This is a genomic window from Nocardioides eburneiflavus (assembly GCF_004785795.1).
GTDB classification, from domain to species: domain Bacteria; phylum Actinomycetota; class Actinomycetes; order Propionibacteriales; family Nocardioidaceae; genus Nocardioides; species Nocardioides eburneiflavus.
Window position 1 is genome coordinate 2,542,395 of the sequence record NZ_SRRO01000001.1, and the last position, 24,553, is coordinate 2,566,947.

Genomic DNA, 24,553 nt, shown 5'->3' on the forward strand with positions numbered 1-24,553 from the left:
GCCGACCTCACCGACGGGTGACCGGTCCTACGGGGTCGGTCACCCGGACCGCCGTGCGCGACCGCACGGCCCACACACTCGAAGGACTGACGATCATGACTCACCGCAGACAGGACGACCCCCACCCCGACCCCCAGCACGGGGACAACGGCTCCGGCGGCAGCAACCAGGACCACGACGGTCGGCACGAGGCGAAGATGTACGTGCGCTTCGGCCTGATGATCGCCACGTCCACCATTGTGATGTTCGCCCTCACCTACACCAACGCCTTCAGCGTCGACCATGTTCGTTTCAGCGAGGAGCGCGTCTACATGGCGTTGCTCATGGGGGCAGCGATGGCCCTCGTGATGCTGGCGTTCATGTGGGGGATGATGTACCGCAACCGCGCCGTCAACGTCGGCATCGTGGTGGGCGCGCTCGTGCTGGGCGGCACCGCGCTCTACCTGTCCCGCTCACAGGCGCTCGTCGACGACGAGAGCTACATGGACGCGATGATCCCGCACCACTCGATCGCCATCCTCACGAGCGAGAGAGCCGGCATCGAGGACGTCCGCGTGCGTGAGCTGGCCGCCGGCATCACGGCGGCGCAGCGCAAGGAGATCAAGGAGATGGACTGGTTGGTCCAGGACATCGAGGAGAACGGTCCGGCCACGACGCAGGAGGAGGCCGAGCAGCGGCCGGTCCCGGACTTCGAGGGCACCGCGACCGGTGACGTGGACGGATCGGGGAAGGAGAACGTGCTGCTCCGTGCGCTCTTCTCGTTTCCGTTCCTCGGCCACGGACAGGACTGAGAGACCTTTGCCGGTCAGTCCGGGATCATGTGCTGCCAGGGCCGGGTCAGCTCGAACCGGCGGCCACTGATCTCGGTGACGTCGATCTCCACGACGTTCCACTTCTCCGTCGCGACCCAGGGCCGGAGCGGGACGTTCTCGGCGCGGTGCTCCTCGTCCTCCTCCAGCCGGCGGGCGCGGCCGCGCAGGACCACGCTGGTCGCGTGCTCCTCGACGATCTCGTCGACCTCGAACGCCACGTCGGGGTTCATCACCACCCCGAGCAGCTTGGACCCCTCGGCGGTGCGGAACAGCAGCGTGCGCCGGTCGGTCGCGGGGTCGTGGTCGACGGCGTAGTTGACCGGGGCGATGTGCACCTCGTCGGCCAAGTGGTGCGCCAGCCTGCCGAACTCGCGGCGGCGCAGGAACTCCCAGCACTCCTCGGTGCCCAGCTGCGTGATCGGCTCGTCCATGCCAGGAACGTACGGCGTCCGGCTGCTCGCGGGCAGGGCCGTTGGGCCCCTCCGGCAAGGGTCCAAGTCACCTGTCCGGAGCGGGGCGCCGCGACGACGCTGGAGGCATGGAGACCAGACCGATCCTCGTCGCGTACGACGGCTCGCCCGACGCCGAGCTCGCCCTCCGCTGGGCCGCCGAGGAGGCCCGCGCCACGGGGACAGGACTCCACGTCGTGGTGGTCGACGACGTCGTCACCTCGCCGTGGGGCCTGGCCGTCGCCCACCACGGCGAGGAGGTCCTGGCCGGTGCCGGCGCCGCCGTGTCCGACGCGGTGCCCGACGTGGTCCTCGAGACCCGCGTCGGCCACGTGATGGAGGAGCTGCTGCGAGCCTCGGAGTCCGCATCGACGGTGGTCGTCGGGAGCCGCGGCCACGGGCGGGCCGAGGACCTCCTGATCGGCTCGGTGAGCCAGCACCTGGCCCGGCACGCCACCTGCCCGGTCGCGGTCGTACGCCCCACGCACACCGAGGGCTCGCGACGCATCGTGGTGGGCATTGACGGCTCGGAGGCCAGCTCGCAGGCGCTCGAGCACGCCTGCCGGCGCGCCGAGCGGACGGGTGAGGCGGTGACCGCGATCCACGCGTGGGACGAGCACGCCCCGTCCACCGACGTCTGGAGCAGCGAGCCCCGGGTGATCGACTCGTTGCCGCACCGGCAGCTCCTGCTCGCCGAGAGCGTCGCCGGTGTCCGCACCGACCACCCCGACGTCGAGCTCGAGCAGGAGGCCGTGCCCGTCGCGCCCGTGCGCTGCCTGGCCGACGCCTCGCGCAGTGCCTCCCTGCTGGTGGTGGGCTCGCACGGGCTCGGGTTCTTCGGCGGCCTGCTGCTCGGCTCGGTCAGCCAGGGCGTGCTGCAGCGCGCGGAGTGCCCGGTCGTCGTGGTGCGCTGAACCGGTCGGCATACTGGCGGCGTGATCCGATCCGTGGCCGGTCCGGCGTCCGTCGTGGCGGCGGCCGCCCTCCTGGCGGGCTGCAGCTCCGACGACGGCCAGGTCGAGGCCGACCACACCCACGCCCCCGGCCAGGGCCACACGTCCCTCGCCGTCGGTGACGGCACCCGCGTGAGCGAGGTCGGCTACTCGCTGGCCGGCCTCCAGGTCCGCGAGCAGCCGGACGGCACCGGAGAGCTCCGGTTCCGGATCGACGACTTCGACGGCGAGCCGGTGACCGACTACGTCGAGGAGCTCACCAAGGAGCTGCACCTCTACGTCGTCAACGACGACCTCACGGTCTTCCGGCACCTGCACCCCACCCGCGACGACGACGGCACGTGGACCGCGACCTTCGACGTGCCCGACGCCGGCGGCTACCGCGTCGTGACGGAGTTCATCGCCGTCGACGAGGGCGGCAACGGCGACCACGTGGTGCTCGGCCGCCCCCTCGCACTGCCACCGGGCGACCCGGGCGACACCGCAGCCGAGGACCGCGCGGTGAGCGTGACGGTCTCCGAGGCACCGACCACCGGGGCCAACGGCGAGCTGCGCCTCGTGGTGCGCGACGCCGCCGGCGAGCCCGTCAGCCTCGGCACCTACCTCGGCACCTGGGCCCACGTCACCGGCTTCCACCGCGAGACCGGCGCGATGGTGCACCTGCACCCGCTCGGCGCGCCCGAGGTCACCGAGGACGGCTCCGAGCTCACCTTCCACGCCGAGATCCCCGACCCCGGCGACTACCGCCTGTTCGTGCAGACCCGCGTCGACGGCTTCCTGCACACCGTGCCGGTCGAGCTCACGGTCGCACCGTCAGCCTGACCGTCGTCACCGGGTTCTCGAAGCGGCTCAGCGGGATGCCGACCTGCACCTCCCACACGCCCGCGCGCGGCACCACCACCTCCCCGCGATAGGTCCCCTCCGCGATCGGGACCACCGTCACCGTGCCGATGTCGAGGCCGTCGGTGCGCAGCTCGACGACGGGGTGCACGGGCGGGTCGTACGGCTCGCCGGTCGCGTCCTGCACCTGCACGAGCAGGGTGTTGGTGCCCGTACGGCGCGGGTCCATGACCGCCAGCACCCGCAGGTCGCCCGCGGTGGCGGCGCCGACCCCCGTGGCGCCCGGAACGGGGGTCACCGGGGCGGGGCGCGGCGACTGGTTGACCAGGACACCCGTCACGCCGAGCAGCACCACGAGCAGCACGGCCTCGACGCGGACCGTACGGGTCACCGCCGCGGCAGCGCGCTCGCGGTCGCCGAACCCGACGGCCGCCTCGACGGCCGGCAGGGTGCGCCAGCGGTTCCAGCCCCCGAGGCTCGCGACGACCAGCGCGATCGCGACCTTGCCCAGCAGCAGCCAGCCGTACGCCGTCCCCACGAGCCCGCCCCACGAGCCGAGGATCCGCCAGCCGAGGAACGTGCCGGTCACCGCGACCGCCAGCAGCACGCCGCCCGCGATCGTCGAGAAGCGGGCGAGCGCCCGCGCCGCCAGCGCCTCGCGCCCGGCGAGAGCACGCAGCGAGAGCGCCAGCCCGACCAGGCCGCCGAGCCACACCGCGCCGGCCACGAGGTGCAGCACGTCGGCGGCGACCAGCAGCGGGGACGGCGCGAACGCGCGGGTGTGGCCGACGAGCGAGGGGCCCGCCAGCGCGAGCCCGGCTCCGGCGACGAGCAGCCGGCCCGCGGTGCGGTCCGGGGCTGTGTCGGCCGACGACCGGACCGCGAGGGCGAGCCCGACCAGCACCAGGGCGGCGCTCACCAGCTCGTTGGTGACGAGCCCGGGGTCGAAGGCGGCGACGAGGTCGCCGAGCTCGAGGCCCTGGCCGTAGACGGAGGCGATCGGCACCTGCAGGACCGCACCCGCGGCGCCCACCCCGGCGGCCACCGTCAGCAGGCGCCGGAGCCGGCGCCGGACATCGGTGCCCGCCCACGAGCGGGGAAGGACCAGCGCGGTGAAGAGTGCGAGGCCCGCGGCGACGAGCAGGCCGACGAGCGCGGCGACGGTGACCACGTCGCGCACCACCGTGACCACGGCCGACGAGGACTCCGGCTCCGGCGGGGCCGCGACGTCGGCGCTGGGGGCGCCGACCGAGAAGGTCAGCGCACCCGAGATCGGGTGACCGTCGCCCGAGAGCACGTTCCACGACACGACGTAGGTGCCGTCCTCGAGCCCGGCCGCGTCGGTGAGCCCGACGGTCACCTCGGCGCCAGTGGCGCCGGCGGTCGACGCGACGGGGTCACCCGCGGCGTCGTAGACGGCGATCTCCTGCGAGGTCAGGCGCACCGGCTCGTTGAAGGTCAGGGTGACGGTCTCGGGGGCCGTCCCGACGACCGCGCCCTCGGCGGGATCGGTCTCGACCAGCTCGGCGTGGGCCGCGGCCGGTGAGCCGCCGAGCACGACGAGTGCGAGCGCGACCAGCGCCGCGGACACCGGGCCCCACCAGTGAGGGGCCCGGGGGCGCGGTGCCGGTCGCGCGTGCGGGATCACGCCGACGTGCGCGTCCGGGCCAGGGCGACCCCGCCGGCGGCGAGGCCCAGCAGCCCGGCGAGCAGGCCGGCCCAGCCGAGCGCGGAGGAGCCTGCGTCCGGCGTGCCAGCCTCGGCAGGATCGCCCGCGTCGTCGCTGCTCTGATCGCCGGCGCCGTGCGCGTCGTCACCGGCGGCCGGGAGGATCTCGAACCCGGGGGCCGGATTGTCGAGCTCGTCGGCGTCCTGGCCCTCGGCCGGGACCTCGACCCAGCCGGTCTCGCCCTCCTGGCAGGTCTGGACCGTCGGGAAGGTCAGCATCTCGCCCTCCGCGTCGGGCAGCTGGAACGACAGCTCGAAGGTGTCGCGCTGGCCCTCGGGGAGCGGGGTGTCGGCGGTGTAGACGATCGAGCCGACGCGCTCGGTCACCTCGTTGCCGTGTGCGTCGGCCACCGGCTCGTCGAGGTCGACCATGGTCTTCTCGACCTCGTAGTAGGGGTTGCGGGTCGGGGTCACCGCGAGCACCGACTCGGGCACCTGGATCTCGATGCTCGTGGTCGGCGAGCCCTCGCAGCCGTGGCCCACGCTGAACGTGACGACCGTGTAGGCGCCGGCGGCGGCGGTCGACGGGGTCGCGGTCACGTGCGCGGCCGCGGGTGCGGCGAGCGAGAGGGCGATGGCCGCGGTGGCGGCCGGGAGCGCGCCGAGGCGCGCGATCGTACGGATGGACATGTCTCTCCTGAGGATGGTGGTGCGGTCTGGGGTCGCGTGCGCCACCCGAGCCCGGACCGGGCTCAGGTCGGCAGGACCGTCAGGGGCGGACCGCGTCGCGGAGAGACGAGCAGGTGGACGAGCGAGGGGTGCCGGTGGTCCCCGGCCGGCATCGCGGGAGCCTCGGCCAGGACGGGCGGCGCGGGCCGCGCGTGCAGCGCGACTGCGTACGTCCCCGCGCGACGACCCGCCCACCACAGCGCGGCGGTGAGCAGCGTGACGAACGCGTGCGCCGCGACCATCTGCCCCGTCCAGCCCGCTCCGGGCTGGGCCGTGGTGCCGTGGTCGTGGGTCGCGACGAGGCCGAAGGACTCGTGCACGCCGAGCTGGGCAGCCGCGACGAGCGGCAGCAGGGCCCACGCCGGCACGTCACGGCGGAAGACCAGCACGCTGCCAGCGAGGACGACGGCGGCGACGAGGAGCAGCCCCGGGCCGGTCGGGACGTCGCCACCGGCCCACGTGTGCGCCCCGGCGGCACCTGCCACCGCGACGGCGGTCGCCGTGGCGGAGCGGGCGAGGGCGTACGGCGCGTGCCCGCGCACCACCCCCGCCTCCCAGCTCACCCGGTCATGGTCCCAGACCCGGGCGCGACGCGTGCCGGGGGGCGCTCCGTCCTGTGTCCTGCGGTCGGGCTACCAGCCGTTCGTGCGGCGTCGGTAGTCGGCGCGGCCGTGGGAGTGCGCCTGGTGCGGCTGGTGCGGCTGGTGTGGCCGGTGTGGAGAGGCCGCCCCGTGCCGTCGCATGCGGAACCAGAGCAGCGGGAAGACCAACAGCCAGAACGGCACCTCGGTGAGCACGCTCAGCACGACCAGCACGGCGATGACCGGCAGGAGCGGCGGCCGGAAGCGGGAGCCCGCCGGTCGCCGCGTGCGCGCCGGCGCGCGGCTCGGCTGCGGTGCCTGCATCCGGGGCAGGTCGTTGAAGAGCAGCGCGAGGTCGGCGCGGGTGCGGGCGGTCCAGATGGCGTCGAGCCGCTCGTCGTACTCCTCGTGGTCGAGGCGCCCGTCGGCGTAGTGCATCGCCAGGTCCGCCATCGCGCGCTCGCGGTCGCTGTCGGCGATGCGCAGGCGGGGATCGGGCTGGCTCATCGCACCCCGTCCCGTCCGCCGTCCCGCCCGTCCGCGAGGATGCCGTAGAGCCGGCGCCGGGTGTCGACGAGCACGTCGAGGGCGGCCTTCTTCTGCTGGTCCGAGCCCTGGGTCGCGAGCTGCCAGACCGCGCTGACGACCTGCCCGATCTCGCTCTTGATGTCGGCGTGGCCGGACGGCTGGTCGGCCACCGGCTGCTCGGTGGGGGTGAAGGGCGCCCACACGGCCGCGAGCTCGTCGGTGTTGCCCTCGGCCCACGCGACGCCCGAGTCCGTCAGCCGGATCGTGCGACGGCCGCGCTCGTCGTCGGACTCCACGAGGCCCTCGTCCTGCAGTTGCTGGATCGTGGGATAGACGGAGCCGGGGGAGGGCCGCCACTCGCCGTGGCTGAGCTCGGCGATCTCCTGGATCACCTGGTAGCCGTTGATCGGCTCGTCGGCCTGCCGGGCCCGGTGCAGCACGTCGATGATCGCGGTGCGTACGTCTCCGCGGCGCACCCGCGCCCCGCGCTGCTGTGGCCGCTGGGGGGCGGTGGCGAAGCCGAAGATCTCGCCGAGCCACGGCGGGGGCCCTCCCGCCCGTCGGCCGCGGGCGCTGCCGCCGGTCGAGAACGCCTGGCTCCAGCCGCTCCAGTCGGGGTTGCCGCTCGGGCGGCGGTAGTCGCGCTCGCCGCGCTCGGTGCTGTCGTCGTCGTTGCCGGGCCAGTCGGCTCCGGGCCAGTGGTGTCCCATGGTGGTGCTCCCTCGGATCGTGCTGGATGCTGAATGCTCGTGATGTATCGCAGACCTATCGGTGACCTATCGCGATATATCGTGAGCGTACGCCGCGTGGAGGGCGCGGACAAGGGCCAGGCGGACGTACGCACGACAGCACCGCCGCGCCGCCCGTGCCGCGGGCTAGGAGGCTCCGTAGGCGACTGGTGCCGTGAAGTAGAGCTCGACTCCGTCGTCGATGGCGATGAGCATGGCTGCTGCCTGGGCGGCGGGCAGCCGGGTGGTGCCGGTGTGGTCGACGAGGAACGCGCGGCCGTGCGGGGTGCGCCAGAGATGGCGCCCGGGACCGACGACGCGGGTGGTGTATCCGCCGTGGGTCTTGGTGCGGTGGTGGCGCCGGCGCAGCGGGCCGGAGTTGTGGGGGCCGGTCTGCCCCGGTGGGCCGGTGTCGTCGTAGGGGACGGCGTGGTCGAAGTCGACGCCGTCGCGGTTGGCCGAGCGCGGGGTGAACGGGAAGCAGTCGCCGCCCGTCTGCAGCCAGACGTGGTCCTTGACCACCTCGGGGTGCTCGTAGGCGTCGACGCGGCGGCGCATCCGCAGGTCGAGGACGGGCAGGACCGTGACGTCCGCGTGGCCGAGGACCTCGTGGAGCTGGGCGACGTCGATCGGGCCGACGCCCTCGACGCGGGCGACGCCGTCGCCGGTGCGCAACGCATCGTCGGTCAGGTGGACGAAGAGACGGCCGCGGCCCCGCAGCGACGCGAGGCGGCTCGCTGGCATCGACGCCAGCCGGTCGACGGTGTCGGCGAGGTGGCTGGGCCCCCAGGCCGGGACGGCTCCCGCGTCGGCGTCGGGCTCGGCGTCGGGCTGGGTGTGCTCGAGGAGGAGCGCGAGCACGTCGGCCGGGCGGGCCAGCCAGCCCATGGCAACGGAGCGCAGCTCGTCGTGGTTGTGGTCGTGGCCCATGGTGGTCGCGAGGATGTCGGCGACGCGGTCGACCATCGCGTCGACCCACGCGGCGTCACCGGCCGTGACCCGCGCAATGACGTGGCGGTAGCCGAACTTGTCGGACCGGGACAGCGACACGTAGCGCTGGTGGCGGCTGCGCTGCTGCTCGGCGCGATGGGTCTCGGGGTCGGCCTCGATCACCTTTGCGCGGGCGATCTCGAGGACGGTCGACGGTGCGTGCCCGCGGATGGCCTTCGCCACCGCACGGTCCACGCGGCCGACGTGCTCGGAGAGCAGCGAACGGGTCAGCACGGCGACCTTGCGGGCGACCCACGGCTCGCAGTCACCGGCCTCGACGACGGCCCACGTCGAGGGAAGCCGGTGGACCAGGTCGAGCCCGTCGGCGATCAGCGCCCGCGTCGTTGCGGGATGGGTCTCGCGGACCATCGCCAGCTCGGGCACCGCGTGCTCGCGCAGTGGGGGAGTCCCGTCGCCGCCGGGTGTGACCATCGGGTCACGATCGTCGCGAGAGTGCCCGTTGACGACCGCCCACTCGATCGCGAGGCGGATCTCTGCCACCTCGGCGAGGCGACGTTCCCGAAGGGTCGCCGCTGCCAGCCCCAGCACCTGCTCCGCGCTGGGCTCGCCAGCCGCGGAGGGCGACTGGCCGGCGACGGCGGATGAAGACATGCTTGATTCTATCGAACATGTGTTCGTCCGGCAATGGCTCGGCGGGAGGTTGGGAGCGGACAATGGCGGCGAATTGACGCACCTGCCGGACGCGGCACAAGCCATTGGATGCGGGCGTTTGCAGTGTCGCTTGCAGGGTTCATTCCGGTCCGCGACCAGTCAGGATCGCGTGGCGGTCGAGGAAGTCTGCGAGCGCGTCCGCGACCTGGGGGGTATGCGTCAAGGCCAAGGAGTGATCGGCCCCGGTGAGCAGGATGTCTTCGGTCTGGGGCAACCACGCGCGTACCAGGTCCCGGACTTCGGCGAACCAGAGACCGCTGTCGTTGCCGCTGACCTGCAGCACTGGGCAGTTGATGCGGCGCGCGTCCTCCACGTCGAAACGCCAAGACAGCAAGGCCGGCAGATCGGTGTCGAAGAACGTGGTGGTGTCCCGCTGCATCTGTTCGGCCGCGCCAGGCAGGTGCTGCTCCACCTCGGTCCGCCAGTCCGGCCCGATCACGAGGGTCAGGAACTCCTCCAGGGCCGCGCCCGGTCCGCGTGCCCGCCTAACGTCCAGGAGCCTGGCGTTCACCGCCCGGAACTCGGCCGAACTCGGCACGTGCACCGGAGGGGGTTCGATCAAGGTCAGGGTCTGGACGTGCTCCGGAGCATCAGCGGCGAGCTGCAAGGCGACGGCACCGCTGTAGGAGTAGCCGACGACGTGGACCTTGCGCAAACCCAGAGCATGGATGAGATTTCGGCAGTCGACGGCATCGCGGATGACCGACCCGGGTCCTTGGACCGGGCTGCTACTCGTGTAGCCACGTCGGTGGTAGACGATCGCGCGGTACGCACCACGCGCAACCAGTCGTTCGGCCAACGGTGCCAGCTCGTCGGCGGTCAGCGCCGTCTGAACCAGGACGACGGGATCTCCTGTTCCCGCGTCGTGGACCTCCAACTCGATGCCGCCGGCCTCTACGAGTGGCATAGACGCAGGCTAGTCCGCGACAACCCCCGCGCTCAGACCCGGCGACGACCATCGCCCGGCTCGCGGCGAAATGACTGTCCGCCCGTCTGTCCCGCCAAGGCCCGGCGGACCATCACTCGCGCTAGGGACGCTGCCAGCGCATCCTTGAGCCCATGGCCCAAATTGCAGCCCTTCGAACCGGCGGCACGGCACGGCTGGTCCGGATTGGCGGAGCGGCCGGAGTGGTAGGTGGGCTTGCTTGGGTCGTTAAGGGCATAGCGATACTCGCTGTGGATGAGCAGCCGCCGGTGGTGCTCGAACTCGCGCTTCCGCTGTTCGGCCTGAGTCTCGTGGGCGTTGCCCTCCTCACGTCCCGGAGCGTCCGTCGGACCATCGTCGTCTGCTTGGCTTGGCTGGCAGTCGCTGCCGGACTGGTGGCATTGGTGAGCGAACTCCTCGACCTAGCCTGGGACGAGTCGATCGCCGCGGCGTCCCTGGCATTGCTGCTAGGGCAGCTGACACTCCCGAGAAGCGGCCGAGCACCGGCCGCATTAACGTTCTGGCTCGGCGTCGGAACACTGCCAGCCCTTGCAGTGGGAGGCGCCCTGGCCGAGATCGACGAGCGACTCCTCGAGATCCCCCTCGTATGCGTGGGACTCGCTTGGATGCTGGTGGGTTGGCTAACGCTGCGAACCTGGGATGCAGTTCCTGCATCGCCTTAACGGCCACGCTCGGCTTGTTGGACGCCGACTCGCGGCGCTGTGCAGCGCTTTGGGGACACGCCCCGTCTGGGCGCTTCGCAGCGCCACCCCGCTGCCAGCACAGCAACACGCTCGACGCATCAGCGGCACCCGGCCGCAGCTCGACACCCGCCGTACTTACCGCGCCCGCCCCGTCGGCGTACACGCCCTCCGAGGCACTTCCTCGTCGTTGATGATCGCGCGGAACAGGGCGGGCGCCCGGTCGGGGTCGGCGATGAGTCGGTTGGGGTCACTGGGGGCGGGCAGGTTGGGCATCGTGCAGGTCTGGCTCTCGCCCGTCATCGCGAGCGCGAAGCGGCCCAGGTCGACCGGGTTCATCTCCTCGTCGACGCGGATCGCGCCCGACGCGGCGTCGTTGATCCGCCAGTAGCGCACCGGGTTGAGGAAGGTCCACGGCGTGAGCGCCTCGTCGCCGAGCGCGCTGATCACCTCGCGCTGGCGGGCCACGCGGTCGAGGTCGCTGAGCGCGGTGACGTACCGCGAACGGGAGTAGCCGAGGGCGGTGAGGCCGTCGACCTCCTGGCACCCCTTCTCGATGTCCAGGCGGGCCCGCGGGTCCTTCATGTCCTGCTTGGGGCAGATCTCCACCCCGCCGAAGGCGTCGACGGTGTTGATCACGCTGCCGAAGCCGAGCTCGACGTAGTGGTCGATGTGGATGCCGGTGAGCCGCTCCACGCTCGCCACGAGCAGCGGGGCCCCGTCGATCGCGAAGGCGGAGTTGATCATCTGCGTGCCGTTGCCGGGGATCTCGGCGAGGGTGTCGCGGGGGATCGACATCATGGTGCGCCCGCCGGAGCCGGTGTGCAGCACGATGATCGTGTCGGTGTTGGTGCCGCCGCGCTCGCCAGTCTGGAGCACCTTGCGCTGCTCGTCGGACAGGTCGTCTGCCTTGTCGGAGCCGACGATGAGGTAGTTGGTGCCGGGCTGGTCGTCGGGCCGGTCGCCGGACGGAGCCGCGTCGACCTTGTCGATCCTCGTCCAGTGGTAGAGCGGCACCCCGGCGAGGTAGACGAGGACCAGCACGAGCAGCAGGGGGATGAGGCCGAGCCGGAACCGTGGGCGCCAGCGCCGCTTCCTCGGCCGCGGCGGCGGCGCGGCTGCGGACGTGCGCCCGGTGCTGGGCGGCTGACCACCTGACCCGCGGGCCTCGCGACGGGCCACCGGCATCACCCGGGTCTCGTCGGGACGCCCGGCCCCCTGCGCCTCCACCCGCTGGGTGGCGTCGCTCGGCGGCGCCTGCGACGTGCTGCCGTAGAGCCAGTCGTACTCCGGTGTTCCCTTCTCGGGCATCCCGGAGCCCTGCGGACGATCAGTCATGACCGATGACGCTACCGTGCCGAGCATGACCGAGCGCAGCGAGGGAATCACGGCGCGTCCGACGTCCTACAGCCGCGTGAGCCTGGGGATCATGGCGCACTCGAGCGAGGCGAACCTGCTCGGCAACGTCCACGGCGGCGAGATCATGAAGCTCGCCGACTCCACGGCGGGGGCGGTCGCGCACCGCCACAGCGGCGGCCCCGCGGTCACGGCCGCGATGGACGAGATGACCTTCCTGGCGCCGGTCCACGTGGGCGACATCATCAAGACCTACGCCCAGGTCAACTGGGCCGGCACCTCGTCGATGGAGATCGGCGTACGGGTCGAGGCGCAGCCCTGGGGCAACGCGAGCGACGAGCCGGTGCACGTCGCCAGCGCCTACTTCGTCTTCGTGGCCATCGACGCGGAGGGCCACCCGCGGCCGGTGCCGCCGCTGGAGACCGAGACCGACGGAGACGTACGCCGCCGCCGCGAGGCGGAGATCCGGCGGGCGCACCGGCTGGCCCGCAAGGCCGAGATCGACCGCGGTCGCGAAGGATGAGGGACCCGCGCCACGTCCGGACGGCGCGGCTGTGGCTCGACGAGCCGGTCGAGGCCGACGCCGACGACCTGTACGCGATCCACAGCGACCCGGCGTCGTGGGTGCACTTCCCGTCGGGCCGGATGACCGATCCGGCGGCGGGGCCGGTCATGGTCGGTGCCAGCCGGCGACGGTTCGACCGCGACGGGCTTGCGTACTGGTCGGTGCGCGACGCGGACGGCGGGCCGGTCGTGGGAAGGGGCGGGTGCGCGGTGCCCGACGAGGCGCTGGACGCCGACCCCACGGGACGCGGGTGGTGGAACCTGTACTACCGCTTCGACCAGCGGGTCCTCGGTCGCGGCTACGCCACCGAGATGGGCGCGACCGCGCTCGCGGCGGCGCGGTCCGTCGCGCCCGAGCGCCCCGTGCTGGCCTACCTCGTCGAGCACAACCACGCCTCGCGCCGCACGGCGGAGAGGCTCGACCTGCGCCTGGTCTGGCGCGGGCCGGACGCCGCCAACCCCGATCCGCATGCGGTCCGCCTCGTCTACCTCGACCGCGAACCGGACGACGGGCTGGTCGCGGCCCTCGCTGCCGAGGGGATGGGCCCGGCCGGACTCGTCGGCTGACCCGGGTGCCCCGGCGCGTCGCGGGCGGCTGGGGCGGGTGTGACTGGTGATACTGGGCGGGCTGACTTCCCCCAGCAGAGAGGCCCCCGATGCCGCCCGTCCCGCCCCCCGGGTCCGCGCAGCCGCGGTTCACCACGCTCGACCGCGCCCAGCGCGTCCGGTTCCGTCGCGCGGTGACGCTGATGCTCATGACGCTCGTCCTCCCGGGGTCCGCCCAGCTCGTCTCCGGCCGCCGCCGGGTCGGTCGCATCGCACTGTGGACCTGGCTGGTGCTGCTCTCGGGCGGACTTCTCACGATCGTGACGGCGTACTTCTGGCACGACCTGGTGTTCAAGACCGGGTTCCTCCAGTTCCTCCGCCTCTCGCTGACCTTGCTGGCGGTCGGGTGGGCCTACCTGTTCGTCGACGCCTGGCGCCTCGGTCAGCCGCTGACCCTGCAGCGCCAACACCGCCTCGCCGTGGTCGGGGTCAACGGCTTCCTGTGCTTCAGCGTCGCCGGCGCCCTGCTCTTCGGCGCCCACGTCGTCGGCGTGCAGCGCGACTTCCTGATCACGACGTTCGGCGACGGCTCCGCAGCCGACGACAGCCACGGGCGCTACAACGTGCTGCTGATGGGCGGCGACTCCGGAGCGGGGCGCTGGGGCCTGCGGCCGGACTCCATGACCGTGGCCAGCATCGATGCCGAGACGGGCAAGACCGTGCTCATCTCTCTGCCGCGCAACATGCAGAACTTCCCGTTCGCCGAGGGATCGGTGATGGCGGAGCAGTTCCCGGACGGGTTCGACGAGGAGGGGATGTACCTGAACGGCCTCGCGACCTGGGCGCTCGACCACGCCGAGCTCTTCAAGGGCTCGAAGAACCCCGGCGTGGACGCAACGATCCAGGGTGTCGAAGGCATCACCGGCCTCGACATCAGCTACTGGGCGATGGTCAACCTCGAGGGCTTCAAGGACCTCGTCGACGCCGTGGGCGGTGTGGAGCTCAACGTGCGCCAGCCGATCCCGGTCGGGCTGCCGCACGAGAAGACCTTCCACTACATCGAGCCGGGTGTGCGCACGCTGGGCGGGCACGACACGCTCTGGTTCGCCCGGGCCCGTGAAGGCTCCGACGACTACTCGCGGATGGCGCGGCAGAAGTGCGTGATGAGCGCGATGCTCCAGCAGGTCAGCCCCCAGACGGCCCTCGCCAACTTCCAGAAGATCGCGGAGGCTGGCTCGGCGATGGTCTCCACCAACGTCCCGCGCGGCGAGGTCGGCCGCTTCGTCGACCTGGCGCTGAAGGCGAAGGGCCAGAAGATCGCGACGCTGTCGCTCGTGCCGCCGATGATCAACACTGCGAACCCTGACATCGAGCTCGTCCACGCCAAGGTCGCTGCCGCGATCGCCAAGGCTGAGGGTCGCAAGCCCGAGGTCCCTGCCGGCACCGTCGAGGCGGCACCCGAGCCGGAGACCGGGACGACGCCCGAGGCGCCAGCGGGCGGCGCCGACGGCAGCGACGAGAGCGCCGCCCCGCCGGCCGCCCCGACCACGCCCGAGGCGCCTCCTGCGGTCACCGGTGGTTCGCTGGGCTCGCTGTCCACCGGCTACGCCGCCAACCAGTCGGAGGACCTGGGCGCGGTTTGCTGAGCGTCGACCGCTCGCCCCTAGTGTGTACGCCGTGACCACCGGACCCCTGCCTCGCATCGTCGCGGTCGTGGTCACCTTCAACCGTCTCCCGCTGCTGGAGAAGCTCGTCGCACGGCTCGGCGAGATCGAGGGCCTGGCCGAGGTGCTCGTGGTGGACAACGCGTCGTCCGACGGCACGGGGGAGTGGCTCGCCGCCCGCCCGACCACCGCTGAGATCCCCCTGTCCGGTCGCACGCTGAGCACCAACCGCGGCGGCGCCGGCGGCTTCCACGACGGCCTCGCCTGGGCCATCGACCGCGAGGCCGACCTGGTCTGGCTGATGGACGACGACGGCCTCCCCGACGTCGACTGCCTGGAGCGGCTGCTCCTCGAGACCGACAACCTCGACTTCTGGGGTCCGCTCGTGGTCGACGAGGCCGACCCGGACCGGCTGGTCTTCCCGATCCGGCTGCCCGGCGGCACCCGGGTGGTGCACGCCGTCGACGACGTGCGCCGCGCGGCCCGCCGGGACCGGATCGACGGCATCGTCATCCCGTTCAACGGCGTGCTCGTCACCAAGGAGCTCGTCGACCGCATCGGCCTGCCACGCGAGGAGTTCTTCATCTGGGGCGACGACCACGAGTACCGCCTCCGCGCCGAGGAGGCAGGCGCCCGCGTCGCGACCGTCGTCACCGCCACCGTGCGGCACCCCAGCGTCGGCAACCTCGGCACCCCGATGATGTTCGGCCGCACCACCTACAACGACTCGCCCAGCGACCTCAAGCACTACTGCATGGCGCGCAACAACCTGGTCAACCTCCGCGACTACCGCGGCCCGGTCCACGCGCTGGCCTTCGTGGTGAAGACCGCCTGGTTCTACACCTTCACCCGGCCGAGTCTCTCGCGGCTGCGGCTCAGCGCGAGTGCCATGCGCGCGGGCATCGCCGGCGACTTCGACGGCCACCGGAGGTTCCTGTCGTGACGGCGGGACACGAGAGCGTCGCGGTCGTCGTCGTCACGCACGACCGCGCCGACCTGCTGGTGGGCATGCTCGACGGGCTCGCCGCCCAGACCCGCCGTCCCGACGCGGTGATCGTCGTCGACAACGCCAGCACCGACCACACCGCCGACGTGCTCGCCGCGCGCACCGACCTGCCCCTCGAGGTGATCACGCAGGACAACCTCGGCGGTGCCGGCGGCTTCCACCGCGGCGTGCAGGCGGCGTACGACGCGGGCTGGGACCGGGTGTGGCTGATGGACGACGACGTGGTGCCGGCGCCCGACTGCCTCGCCACCCTCATGGCCGTCGACGAGGACTGCCTCATCGCGGTCCGTGAGGACCGCTCCGGCGCCCTCGTCGAGAAGGCCGCCATCGACTTCGACCTGCGCAACCCCCTCGCGATCCGCCCGAAGCGCTCGGCCGTCGACACGGTGTACGCCGACCGCGCCTCGATGCCCGCGCTCGTCGAGGTGCACAACGTCGCCTTCGAGGGCTTCATGGTCCGGCGCAGCGTGGTCGGGGAGATCGGCTTCCCCGACCCGGCGTTCTTCATCTTCTACGACGACGCCGAGTACGCCGTGCGCGCCCGCCGCGCCGGTCGTCGCATCCTCGCCGTGCGCGACGCGGTCCTGGTGCGCCAGCTCGACTTCAACCAGCAGCACGACCTGTCCGGCTGGAAGGGCTTCTACATGTACCGCAACCTCTTCGTGGTGCACCTGCGCCACGGGGAGAACCCGCTGGTGCGGCTCAAGCCCTGGCTGATCACGCTCGTCGTCGTCCTGCTCAGCCCGCTCCGCGGTGGTCGCGCCGAGGCGCGCAACGTGATCCGGGCCATGGCCTCGGCGCGGGGCATGCGCCGCCTGACCGACGCGGCCCGCCCCCCTCGATAGACTCACCCAGCGTTTCTCACCCAAGGAGTTCATCCCTTGTCCCAGGCCCCCAGCCACGACACCGGCCAGCTTCCCGACCTCGTCATCGTCGGCGCCGGCCTCTTCGGCCTCACCATCGCCGAGCGGTGCGCCGAGGAGCTCGGTCTCCGCGTGCTCATCCTCGAGCGCCGCCACCACCTCGGCGGCAACGCCTACAGCGAGCGCGACCCCGAGACCAACGTGGAGGTGCACAAGTACGGTGCGCACCTCTTCCACACCTCCAACGAGCGCGTCTGGGAGTACGTCAACCGGTTCACGTCGTTCACCGACTACAAGCACCGGGTCTTCGGCAAGTACCAGGGGCAGGTCTACTCGCTGCCGCTCAACCTCGCGCTGATCAACCAGTTCTTCGGCAGGTCCCACACGCCCGACGAGGCGCGCGCGCTGATCGCGGAGCAGGCGAGCGAGGTCGCGACCGAGGACGCCTCCAACCTGGAGGAGAAGGCGATCAGCCTGATCGGCCGCCCGCTCTACGAGGCGTTCATCAAGGGCTACACCGCCAAGCAGTGGCAGACCGACCCCACCGAGCTGAGCGCGGACATCATCACCCGGCTCCCGGTGCGCTACACCTTCCAGAACGGCTGGTTCAGCGACACCTACGAGGGCCTGCCCGTCGACGGCTACACCGCGTGGCTGACCAGGATGTCCGACCACCCCAACATCGAGGTCCGCCTCGAGACCGACTTCTTCGCCGTGGCGGACGACTACCGGGGCAAGGTCCCGATCGTCTACACCGGTCCCGTCGACGAGTACTTCGGCAACTCCGAGGGTCGGCTGTCCTGGCGCACCGTCGACCTCGAGGAGAGCGTCGTCGACACCGACGACTTCCAGGGCACCGGCGTGGTGAACTACAACGACCAGGACGTGCCCTGGACCCGGATCATCGAGTTCAAGCACTTCCACCCCGAGCGGGAGAAGACCCACCTGCCCGGCAAGAGCGTGATCGTCCACGAGTACAGCCGCTTCGCGGAGGAGGGCGACGAGCCCTACTACCCGGTGAACACCGCCGACGACCGCGCCAAGCTGCTGAAGTACCGCGAGCTCGCGGACGCCGAGCCGATGGTCCTCTTCGGCGGTCGCCTGGGCACCTACAAGTACCTCGACATGCACATGGCCATCGGTTCGGCCCTGTCGATGTACGACAACAAGCTCAAGCCGCACTTCGCCGAGGGTGTCGAGCTGAAGAGCGGAGGCATCGACGCATGAGCACCACCCCCGATTCCAGCCAGCCCACCGTGACCCGCCTGCTCCAGCGGCAGATCCTGCCGATCGACCGGGACACCGACGTGTTCCCGCTCTACGTCGACCTCGAGGAGGCCAAGCTCGACACCGACCGCGACGCGGTCGGTGGCGACAAGGCGGCCAAGGACCTCAACAACGCGGCGATCCGCCAGTCCACCTCGACCGGGCGCAAGCTGCACCCCGACCAGATCCGCTCGCGCACCGCGCTCCGGCTCGAGCCGTCGCAGCTGCTGTCCTTCGGCACCTACTTCAACGCCTTCCCCGCGTCCTACTGGCGCCGGCACACGGTGGTGGACGAGGTCGAGCTCACCGTGCGTGTCTCCGGGGCCGGCGCGATGGTCACGGTCTACAAGTCGATGGCACGCGGGCACTCGCAGCGCGTCGACGCCGCCACCGTCGAGGGGGACGCGGGCGAGTTCTCCTTCACGCTCCCGCTGAAGCCGTTCGTCGACGGCGGGTGGTACTGGTACGACGTCGTCGCCGGTGACCACGGCGCGACCGTCGAGGGCGCCGAGTGGACCGCCCAGGTGCCGGCCGACCGCGCCGAGCACGGCACCGTAGACATCTGCATCACCACGATGCTTCCCGACATGAGCGCCCAGCTGCTCACCCAGCTCGGTGCCGCCGAGGAGCTCCAGCCCTACCTCGACACGGTGTTCGTGATGGACCAGGGCAAGGAGAAGGTCACCGACAGCTCCTACTTCCCGGCCGCGCGCGACGGCCTCGGCGACAAGCTGCGCGTCCTCGTGCAGGGCAACCTCGGCGGGTCGGGCGGCTACGCCCGCGGCCAGCTCGAGAGCGTCCGCAAGGGCACCGCGACGTACGCCATGATGATGGACGACGACGTCGTCTGCGAGCCCGAGGGCATCATCCGCGCCGTCACCTTCGGCGACCTGGCCAAGCGCCCGACGATCGTCGGCGGCCACATGTTCAACCTCTACAGCCGGTCCGAGCTCCACTCCTTCGGGGAGATCGTCCAGCCGTGGCGGTTCTGGTGGCAGACCCGCCTCGACGGCTACAGCCAGTGGGACTTCGGCGCGCGCAACCTGCGTTCCTCGCGGTGGCTGCACAAGCGCGCCGACGTGGACTTCAACGGGTGGTTCATGTGCCTGATCCCGCGGGTCGTCCTGGAGGAGATCGGTCTCTCGCTGCCGGTCTTCATCAAGTGGGACGACTCCGAGTTCGGTCTGCGTGCCAAGGCTGCCGGCTACCCGACGGTGTCCTTCCCCGGCGCGGCGGTGTGGCACGTGCCGTGGACCGACAAGAACGACGGTCTCGACTGGCAGTCCTACTTCCATCACCGCAACCGCATCATCGCCGCCCTGTTGCACTCGCCCTACGAGCGCGGTGGCCGGATGGTGCGCGAGAGCCTCAACCACCAGGTCAAGCACCTCGCGTCGCTGCAGTACTCGACCGCCGAGCTGCGCCACCTCGCGATGGAGGACGTGCTGCGCGGCCCGCACGCCCTGCACGGTGAGCTCGCCACCAAGCTGGCCGACATCAACACCTTCCGCAAGCAGTGGTCCGACGCGCAGCTGCACGCCGACCGCGACGAGCTGCCGCCGGTGCGCCGGAAGAAGCCGCCCAAGAAGGGCAAGTCCGACATCGAGATCCCGGGCCGCAGGTCCACAGCCATCGCCGCGGCCCTCGCCCCGTTGCGCCAGCTGCGTCCGGTGCGCGAGCTGTCGGGGGAGTACCCCGAGACCGAGCTCACCGCGATGGACGCCAAGTGGTGGAACCTCGTCAAGTACGACTCCGCCGTGGTGTCGATGAACGACGGCACCTCGGTCGCGCTCTACAAGCGCGACCCGGCCCACTACCGCGACCTGCTCAGGCGGACGATCGAGATCCACCGCCGCTACCACCGCGAGTGGCCCCAGCTGGCGCAGCAGTACCGCGACGCGCTGGGCGAGATCACCTCGCCGGAGGCCTGGGAGAAGACCTTCGCGCCGTGGACGGACGCGCCGGGCCATGCTCCCGACGAGCGGGAGGACGGGTGAGCCAGGCGGGCGACACCCGCCCGGTCGAGGTGCGCCACGACCTGGCGCACGTCCCCCTCGCGCCCCCCTCGCGCACGTCCGGCGTGCTCGAGGTGTTCCGGCGACGCTACCTGCTGCGGCTCATGGTGCGCCGCGAGATCCAGGCGCGCTACGCCGGCACGGCGTTCGGCCTGCTCTGGTCCTACATCAACCCGCTGACGCGCTTCCTGACGTTCTACTTCGTCTTCGGCCTGCTGCTCGGGCGTGGCATGGGCCTGCAGAACTTCGCGATCCACCTGTTCGCGGGGATGGTGCTGGTCAACTACTTCACCGAGACGGTCACCTCCGGCACCCGCTCCCTGCTCTCGAACAGGGGCGTGATCGGCAAGATGGCGTTGCCGCGGGAGATGTTCCCGGTGGCGTCGATGCTGGTCTCGCTGTGGCACGCCGTCCCGCAGTTCATCATCCTCCTCATCGCCTGCCTGGTCACCGGCTGGTGGGGGGACGGCCCCCTGTGGGTGCCCGACGCAGTCGGCATGGGGGCGGCGCTGCTGGGCCTGCTGCTGATGATGGTCTACGGCACGGCGTTCGGGCTGATGTTCTCCTGCGTCAACGTGATCTTCCGCGACTTCCAGCGGATCGTGCAGACCTTCATCAACATGGTGCCGTTCACGGCACCGATGATGTACCCCTTCCACATCGTCGCCGACGGGACGCGCATCCCGAGCTCGTGGCTCGACGTCTACCTCGCCAACCCCGTCGCCGAGGCAGTGATGCTCATCCAGCGCGGCTTCTGGTACCCCACGTGCGCCCCCGGCTGCGCGGTGGACCCGGCGACCGGCGCACCGTTGCCGGAGTTCGCCAGCGACCTCTACGTCCGCGGCTTCGTCATGCTCGGCATCGGCCTGGTGCTGCTGGTCGTCGGCCAGTGGATCTTCGCGCGCCTGGAGAAGACCATCCCGGAGCGCCTGTGATGACCGCGAGCACCACGACGTCGATCGTCGTCGACAACGTCTCCAAGACGTTCCGCTACCAGGCACACCCGACCCTCAAGAAGGTCCTGCAGAGCCGCCTGCGCGGCCAGCGCACCAGCGAGACCTTCAAGGCCCTCGACGGCGTCTCCTTCGAGGTCCAGCAGGGGGAGTCCATCGGCCTGATGGGCCTCAACGGCTCGGGCAAGTCCACCCTCCTCAAGCTCGTGAGCGGCGTGATGCGGCCCGACCAGGGCCAGGTGCTCACGCGCGGGCGCATCTCCGGACTGATCGCGACCGGCGCCGGCTTCCACAACGAGCTCACCGGCCGCGACAACATCTACATGAACGCCGCGATGCTCGGGATGTCCAAGGAGGAGACGGACGCCAAGTTCGACGACATCGCCGGCTTCGCCGACGTCGGACGCTTCCTCGACACCCCCGTCGGCAACTACTCGTCCGGCATGTTCGCCCGCCTCGGCTTCTCCGTGGCCGTGCACGTCGACTGCGACATCTTCATCGCCGACGAGGTGCTCGCGGTGGGGGACCGGCCCTTCAAGCGCAAGTGCCTCAAGCGCATGAAGGAGATCCGCGAGTCCGGGATCACGATGTTCTACGTCAGCCACTCCGCCGGCTCGGTCAAGCGCATGTGCGACCGCGCGATCGTCCTCGAGAAGGGCCGCGTCGGCTTCGACGGCGACGTCGAGGAGGCCATCAAGTTCCTCCACTACGACGGCGACGACGAGGAGCCGGACGGCGAGGAAGTCGAGGAGGACGAGCGCGACGACGCGCTCGCCAGCGACATCTAGGCGCGAGCGCCTGCTGCCCCGAGCGGTGTCCCAGCCACATTCCTGCGTGTCGGGAGGTGGCTGGGACACCGCTCGAGCGCATTTCATGCCAGAATCCCTGAGAATTACACCGATGTAACGGCGTGTCGGCTGGAAATTACACGTTTGTAGTTACTCAGAACCTCTTCCGTGACTGGTGTGACTGGTGTGAACTTCTGCCTTGTGTGACCTTCCCCCACACAGGAACAGAGATTTCTCATGCGACCTCTCCAGGCCCGTCTCGTCACCCTCTGCCAGCAGGTGCTGGCCCTGGGTGTCGTCCTCGTCGTCCTCACCCCGGCCTCCGGGGTGGTCTCCCTCGACATCGTCAGGGAGGACCCCGGCGGCCGGGGCTCCGTGCCATTGGGCGGCCCCGCCGAGCTGATGTCGGCCACCGTGCCGACCGCCCCGGTGACGCCCACCGTGACCGAGGTCCCCCTCACCGGTGCCGCGGGCGGCTTCTCCGGCCTCCGCGGCCGTACGGTCGCCGAGAGCGCCACCTCGGCCCGCGTGCTGAGCAAGCCGCAGCAGGTCGACGGCTTCTCCGCGATCGGCGTCACCTGGGAAGGCGGCGAGTCGCTCGAGGAGGACCAGATCACGCTCCGCGTGCGCACCCGCACCGACGAGGAGTGGAGCGCGTGGGAGGACCTCGAATACCACGACGAGCACGGTCCGGACCCCGACAGCGCCGAGGGCGCGAACGCCCGGCCGGGCACCGAGCCCACCTTCGTCGGCGAGGTCGACGAGGTCCAGGTCGAGGCCAGCACCGACGGCGTGGTCCTGCCCGACGACCTCTCCCTCGCCCTGGTCGACCCCGGCTCGGCGAGGAAGAGCGAGACCGAGGCCCCGGCCGACCAGTCGTCCGGCGACCCCAGCGCGTCGTACGACGACGACTACGCCCAGCAGGACGGCACGGACGCCGCGGACCAGGGCATCGCGCTCCAGTCCGCCACGGTCGCCGCGAGCCAGAGGACCGCCGCGCAGCCCACGATCTTCTCCCGGGCCCAGTGGGGCGCCGACGAGAGCATCCGCAACAAGAGCTCCCTGCGCTACGGCTCGATCAGCGGCGGCTTCGTCCACCACACGGTCAACGCCAACGACTACTCCGAGGCCCAGGTGCCGGCCCTCCTCCGCAGCATCTACGCCTACCACGTGAAGTCCCGCGGCTGGAGCGACATCGGCTACAACTTCCTCGTCGACCGGTTCGGCCGGATCTGGGAGGGCCGCTACGGCGGCATCGACCGCCCCGTCGTCGGCGCCCACACGCTCAACTACAACGAGTACTCCTTCGCGATGTCGGCCATCGGAAACTTCGACACCGTCCAGCCGCCCGACGTCATGCTGCGGGCATACGGCTCCCTGTTCGCCTGGAAGCTCTCGCTGCACGGGGTGAACCCGGCCTCGACCTCGCAGAAGATCGGCAGCCGCACCTTCGCGGCCATCAACGGCCACCGTGACGCCGGCTCCACGGCCTGCCCGGGCAAGTACCTGTACGCCCAGCTGCCGACGATCCGGACCTACGCCTCGACGGCCGCGCCCACCGGGCCCACGCCGATCGCGGTGTCCGCGCCGAACCCGCAGAACAACCTCGACGCCTCGCCCTACCCGGACCTCGTCGTCCGCCGGGCCTCCGACGGGCGCGGCCTGGTCCTGCCGACCGGCGGCCTGACCTCGTTCCAGAAGCGCCTCGTGGTCGGCAGGAGCGGCTGGGACAAGCGCGCGGACGTGCTGGTCTCGCCCGACCTCACCGGCGACGGGAAGGCCGACCTCGTGACGGCCGACAAGTCCGGCGTGGTCCGGGTCCGGGCCGGCAAGGGCAACGGCAAGTTCGGTGCGACCACCCGCAAGATGTCGCTGCGCGGCTACTCGCTCATCACCGCCGCCGGCGACGTCAACGGCGACGGGCGCAACGACCTCGTCGCCCGCTTCAAGGGCCGGCTCACCGTCCTGCTCGCGACCGGCAAGGGCGGGTTCTCCCGCAAGGTCACCCGCAAGGGCTACAGCGGCTACCGCCAGATCGTCGGCGCCGGTGACGTCAACGGCGACGGCCGGGCCGACCTGCTGCTGCGCACCAAGAACCGGGCGTTCCTCCAGACCGGCTACGGCACGGGCCGCTTCGCGCCGCCCCAGCGGCTGGCAGGCAGGTGGAGCACGTTCAACCGGATGGTCGCCGGCGACTTCAACGGCGACGGCCGCTCCGACATCGTGGTCCGCAACTCCGCCGGCAAGATGATGCTGCTGCCCGGGCGCGGCGACGGGACGTACGGCACGGCGCTGGGCCCCGCCACGAACCTGAAGTCGATGCGGTGGATCACCGGTGCCAACCTGGTGGGCGGTGCGGGTGCCGACCTCATCGGCGTGTCCGGCAAGCAGCTCGTCGTCGTCGCGAATCGCGACACCTTCGAGCTCGGTTCCCCGATCGACACCGGCGTCTCCTTCGCCGGGATGGACCGGATCCTCAACGCCGGCGACGTCGACCGCGACGGCCTCGGCGACGTGCTGACCCGCGACACGTCCGGCCGGCTGTGGCTCTTCGCCGGCAACGGCACCGGCGCCCTCGCGCCGGGCCGGGTGCTGGGGAGCGGCTGGGGCGCCGTCTCCGGCCTCACCGCCGTCGGTGACGTGACCGGCGACGGCCTGCCGGACCTGATCGGCACCACGGCCGGCCGGCTGAACGTCTGGACCGGCACCGGCACCGGCTTCGCCAACCCGGTCCCGGTCAAGGGCGGCGTCTCCTCACCGGCCGGGCTGCCCGCGGACCTGTCGGGCTTCGACTGGGTCCTCGGAGTGCAGGCCATGACGCTCAAGGGCAAGGGCGACTACGTCGTACGCGACCGCGCCAGCGGGGTGGCGTACGTCTACAGCGGCCGCAGGAAGGGCGTCTCGAGCCCACGGGTGCTCGGCGAGGGACTGGGGGCCTTCGACCTGGCCGGGTGAC

Annotated in this window: 23 protein-coding genes; 14 read left to right on the forward strand and 9 right to left on the reverse strand. The window is 71.4% G+C overall.

The genetic code is table 11. The annotated features are described in order from the left end of the window. Positions 1–95: 95 nt before the first annotated feature. On the forward strand, positions 96–791 hold the full coding sequence (locus EXE59_RS11910; protein ID WP_246056734.1) for a DUF305 domain-containing protein: 696 nt from the start codon (positions 96–98) through the stop codon (positions 789–791). Positions 792–805: 14 nt separating this feature from the next. Here the strand turns inward: EXE59_RS11910 and EXE59_RS11915 are convergent, their stop codons facing one another. Beyond that, on the reverse strand, positions 806–1,243 hold the full coding sequence (locus EXE59_RS11915; protein ID WP_135839100.1) for a pyridoxamine 5'-phosphate oxidase family protein: 438 nt from the start codon (positions 1,241–1,243) through the stop codon (positions 806–808). A gap of 107 nt (positions 1,244–1,350) precedes the next feature. Between EXE59_RS11915 and EXE59_RS11920 the strand changes: the two genes are divergently transcribed. Beyond that, a complete protein-coding gene (locus EXE59_RS11920) occupies positions 1,351–2,175 on the forward strand; it encodes a universal stress protein (RefSeq protein ID WP_135839101.1) in 825 nt (274 codons plus the stop codon). A 21-nt stretch (positions 2,176–2,196) separates the two neighbouring features. Next, positions 2,197–3,036, forward strand: a complete 840-nt coding sequence (locus tag EXE59_RS11925; RefSeq protein WP_135839102.1) for a hypothetical protein — start codon at positions 2,197–2,199, stop codon at positions 3,034–3,036. Here EXE59_RS11925 and EXE59_RS11930 read toward each other — a convergent pair. The 7 genes from EXE59_RS11930 to EXE59_RS11960 all read right to left on the reverse strand — a co-directional run bounded on the left by EXE59_RS11930 (position 3,014) and on the right by EXE59_RS11960 (position 9,857). Continuing rightward, positions 3,014–4,645: a copper resistance CopC/CopD family protein gene (locus EXE59_RS11930; RefSeq protein WP_135839103.1), complete on the reverse strand. Its 1,632-nt coding sequence runs from the start codon at positions 4,643–4,645 to the stop codon at positions 3,014–3,016. The two genes, EXE59_RS11925 and EXE59_RS11930, sit on opposite strands and share 23 nt — an antisense overlap. A gap of 53 nt (positions 4,646–4,698) precedes the next feature. Beyond that, positions 4,699–5,412, reverse strand: coding sequence for a YcnI family copper-binding membrane protein (locus EXE59_RS11935; protein ID WP_135839104.1), 714 nt, complete (start codon positions 5,410–5,412; stop codon positions 4,699–4,701). 62 nt (positions 5,413–5,474) lie between these two features. After that, entirely contained in the window at positions 5,475–6,014 is a 540-nt protein-coding gene (locus tag EXE59_RS11940) for a hypothetical protein (protein ID WP_135839105.1), read from the reverse strand. Between the two features lie 69 nt (positions 6,015–6,083). After that, a complete protein-coding gene (locus EXE59_RS11945; protein ID WP_135839106.1) occupies positions 6,084–6,539 on the reverse strand; it encodes a DUF1707 SHOCT-like domain-containing protein in 456 nt (151 codons plus the stop codon). Then, complete coding sequence (locus tag EXE59_RS11950; protein WP_135839107.1) at positions 6,536–7,270, reverse strand: PadR family transcriptional regulator; 735 nt, start codon at positions 7,268–7,270, stop codon at positions 6,536–6,538. Before EXE59_RS11950 ends, EXE59_RS11945 begins: the two co-directional genes overlap by 4 nt. Positions 7,271–7,435: 165 nt before the next feature. Further along, positions 7,436–8,890, reverse strand: coding sequence for a hypothetical protein (locus tag EXE59_RS11955; RefSeq protein WP_135839108.1), 1,455 nt, complete (start codon positions 8,888–8,890; stop codon positions 7,436–7,438). 139 nt (positions 8,891–9,029) lie between these two features. Next, positions 9,030–9,857, reverse strand: coding sequence for an alpha/beta fold hydrolase (locus tag EXE59_RS11960; protein WP_135839109.1), 828 nt, complete (start codon positions 9,855–9,857; stop codon positions 9,030–9,032). 152 nt (positions 9,858–10,009) lie between these two features. Here EXE59_RS11960 and EXE59_RS11965 point away from each other — a divergent pair, with 152 nt between their 5' ends. Continuing rightward, positions 10,010–10,558 carry a hypothetical protein gene (locus EXE59_RS11965; RefSeq protein ID WP_135839110.1) on the forward strand — a complete coding sequence of 183 codons (549 nt, stop codon included), beginning with the start codon at positions 10,010–10,012 and terminating at the stop codon, positions 10,556–10,558. Positions 10,559–10,714: 156 nt separating this feature from the next. Here the strand turns inward: EXE59_RS11965 and EXE59_RS11970 are convergent, their stop codons facing one another. Continuing rightward, the gene (locus EXE59_RS11970) at positions 10,715–11,914 is read right to left on the reverse strand and encodes an LCP family protein (RefSeq protein WP_135839111.1); all 1,200 of its coding nucleotides are present in this window, start codon (positions 11,912–11,914) and stop codon (positions 10,715–10,717) included. 25 nt (positions 11,915–11,939) lie between these two features. Between EXE59_RS11970 and EXE59_RS11975 the strand changes: the two genes are divergently transcribed. The 10 genes from EXE59_RS11975 to EXE59_RS12020 all read left to right on the forward strand — a co-directional run bounded on the left by EXE59_RS11975 (position 11,940) and on the right by EXE59_RS12020 (position 24,552). Continuing rightward, positions 11,940–12,455 (forward strand): acyl-CoA thioesterase, encoded by a 516-nt coding sequence (locus tag EXE59_RS11975; protein WP_246056736.1) that lies wholly within the window; start codon positions 11,940–11,942, stop codon positions 12,453–12,455. Continuing rightward, a complete protein-coding gene (locus EXE59_RS11980; protein WP_135839113.1) occupies positions 12,452–13,063 on the forward strand; it encodes a GNAT family N-acetyltransferase in 612 nt (203 codons plus the stop codon). Before EXE59_RS11975 ends, EXE59_RS11980 begins: the two co-directional genes overlap by 4 nt. A gap of 89 nt (positions 13,064–13,152) precedes the next feature. Then, positions 13,153–14,688, forward strand: coding sequence for an LCP family protein (locus tag EXE59_RS11985; protein ID WP_135839114.1), 1,536 nt, complete (start codon positions 13,153–13,155; stop codon positions 14,686–14,688). 31 nt (positions 14,689–14,719) lie between these two features. Continuing rightward, complete coding sequence (locus EXE59_RS11990; protein ID WP_135839115.1) at positions 14,720–15,649, forward strand: glycosyltransferase family 2 protein; 930 nt, start codon at positions 14,720–14,722, stop codon at positions 15,647–15,649. Beyond that, the gene (locus tag EXE59_RS11995; protein WP_135839116.1) at positions 15,646–16,557 is read left to right on the forward strand and encodes a glycosyltransferase family 2 protein; all 912 of its coding nucleotides are present in this window, start codon (positions 15,646–15,648) and stop codon (positions 16,555–16,557) included. Before EXE59_RS11990 ends, EXE59_RS11995 begins: the two co-directional genes overlap by 4 nt. 36 nt (positions 16,558–16,593) lie before the next feature. Then, a complete protein-coding gene (glf, locus tag EXE59_RS12000; RefSeq protein ID WP_135839117.1) occupies positions 16,594–17,802 on the forward strand; it encodes a UDP-galactopyranose mutase in 1,209 nt (402 codons plus the stop codon). Further along, positions 17,799–19,838, forward strand: a complete 2,040-nt coding sequence (locus EXE59_RS12005) for a glycosyltransferase (RefSeq protein ID WP_135839118.1) — start codon at positions 17,799–17,801, stop codon at positions 19,836–19,838. Before glf ends, EXE59_RS12005 begins: the two co-directional genes overlap by 4 nt. Beyond that, positions 19,835–20,791 carry an ABC transporter permease gene (locus tag EXE59_RS12010; RefSeq protein ID WP_246056739.1) on the forward strand — a complete coding sequence of 319 codons (957 nt, stop codon included), beginning with the start codon at positions 19,835–19,837 and terminating at the stop codon, positions 20,789–20,791. The genes EXE59_RS12005 and EXE59_RS12010 overlap by 4 nt, the downstream gene beginning before the upstream one ends. Then, positions 20,791–21,597: an ABC transporter ATP-binding protein gene (locus EXE59_RS12015; protein ID WP_135839119.1), complete on the forward strand. Its 807-nt coding sequence runs from the start codon at positions 20,791–20,793 to the stop codon at positions 21,595–21,597. The genes EXE59_RS12010 and EXE59_RS12015 overlap by 1 nt, the downstream gene beginning before the upstream one ends. A gap of 237 nt (positions 21,598–21,834) precedes the next feature. After that, the gene (locus EXE59_RS12020) at positions 21,835–24,552 is read left to right on the forward strand and encodes an FG-GAP-like repeat-containing protein (protein WP_135839120.1); all 2,718 of its coding nucleotides are present in this window, start codon (positions 21,835–21,837) and stop codon (positions 24,550–24,552) included. The last annotated feature ends 1 nt before the right edge of the window (position 24,553 follow it).